General features: G+C 52.7%; 2 protein-coding genes. One reads left to right on the top strand and one right to left on the bottom strand.

All coding sequences use genetic code 11. The features are described from left to right. The first annotated feature begins 511 nt into the window (after positions 1-511). Positions 512-1,402 carry a DUF2806 domain-containing protein gene (locus D6694_10680; GenBank protein RMH39903.1) on the top strand — a complete coding sequence of 297 codons (891 nt, stop codon included), beginning with the start codon at positions 512-514 and terminating at the stop codon, positions 1,400-1,402. A gap of 46 nt (positions 1,403-1,448) precedes the next feature. On the opposite strand, the gene D6694_10675 is transcribed toward D6694_10680, so the two are convergent. After that, positions 1,449-1,608: ATPase (locus D6694_10675; GenBank protein ID RMH39902.1), on the bottom strand; the 160-nt coding region annotated here is incomplete at its 5' end.

Here is a 1,608-nt window from a genome sequence, read left to right as displayed (position 1 = left end):
TCAGGAACTCCTCGAGCAAAACCTCACCGGGATGAATGTTGGGCAGACGCTCGCTCATATCGGCCTCCTTCAGTGATAATCCACGATCATGACATCCCAAGTACGGACATGGGCCCCTTTTCTGAAATTGGGCCGGCAGTCCTCCATTGTCAATAATGGTCGCTCCCGGCGCCCATGCCCTGCCGAACATTCCTGGAAGGGTGGTGGGGGATTCCGGGATCCCATGCGATCAGCGAATGCACCTCCCGCACCAGCCAAACCGCTAGATTCAAGCAGTCTCTGGGATGCCGAAAGATCAGGGAGACCCCGCCTGGAAAAACGATTCACAAGCTTTGGGAATATCCCTCATTCCATGACAAGCCATAGCACGATAAAAACATTAGTTTGGGGCCCTATCCTTGACCGCATAACACAAGGATAGATATGATTTAGCGTGATCGTTCGCCGGGGAGGTGATGGAAGGGCCGATGAATGGAGAAGTCTCCATAATAACAAGTTCGGTATCTATGTTATGAGTGACAACCCTCTAGCCAAACTGGGCGACCTCAGCAAACCAGCTACCACTCTGATCGAGAAGATCTCTGAGGCAGTAGGCGGCATATTTAAGCCATACCAGATCGTTCGCATAGCGAAGGCTGAAGCACAAGCCGAAAGAATTCGCGCCGAGTCACAGATTCAGGTTACCGACCTTCACCGTCGCGCTTTGCATCGCTTTTTGGAGGAAGAAGCCAAGCGGCAGTCTAACATCGAGGCTATTACACAAAAAGCGATACCACTGTTAGGTGAACAATCGGCTCCAGAAAATGTGCAAGATGACTGGATCACGAATTTCTTCGAAAAAAGCCGTATTGTGTCGGACGAAGACATGCAGCACCTTTGGGCGAGAATATTAGCCGGTGAAGCGAATGCACCGGGCTCGTTTTCAAAACGAACGGTCAACCTTATGTCTGACCTCGAGAAAAGTGACGCTGAACTTTTCATAAACCTGTGCGGCTTTGGCTGGAAGATCGGTTACATCGTCCCTCTCATCTATGACTATCGGGACGAGATTTATAATCGACACGGCATACACTTCGATTCCCTAAGTCATCTGGAGTCACTTGGGTTGATTCAGTTCAGGACTTCAGGGTTCAAACGCCTAGGTCTTCCTAAAGTAACGCAGGTTTTCTACTACGGGCAGCCCTTAACTCTTACGCTTCCGAAAGATGAAGACAATGAACTCGATATTGGCACGGTTGTGTTAACACGTGCTGGTCATGAACTGGCACGAATTTGCGGCGCTCGACCAGTCGACGGCTTCTTTGACTACGTTAAGCAGCGGTGGAAATCATTCTTACCAAAAGAAGAGCCCGAACAAGGCGCTCAAACTGACGATACCGCCAACGGCGGGCCTGTGGCTTAGATTGGACTTCAGGCCACATCTGCCCTGACTGGGCAAGGTACACAGGTCACGCCGGCACCGGCACGCTTTCGAGCAACGACATCAGCGCCGCTTCGGCATCGCCGTCCACGGCGACGCGATGGCCAAGGCACGGCTTCCAGCATGCCTGCACGTCGGCCGCCGTGGCGTAGTCCCGCCCGTCCAGCCAGGCTACGGTCCTCGCGGCG

Source organism: Gammaproteobacteria bacterium (assembly GCA_003696665.1).
GTDB lineage: Bacteria > Pseudomonadota > Gammaproteobacteria > Enterobacterales.
This window is presented reverse-complemented; position numbering and strand designations above follow the sequence as displayed.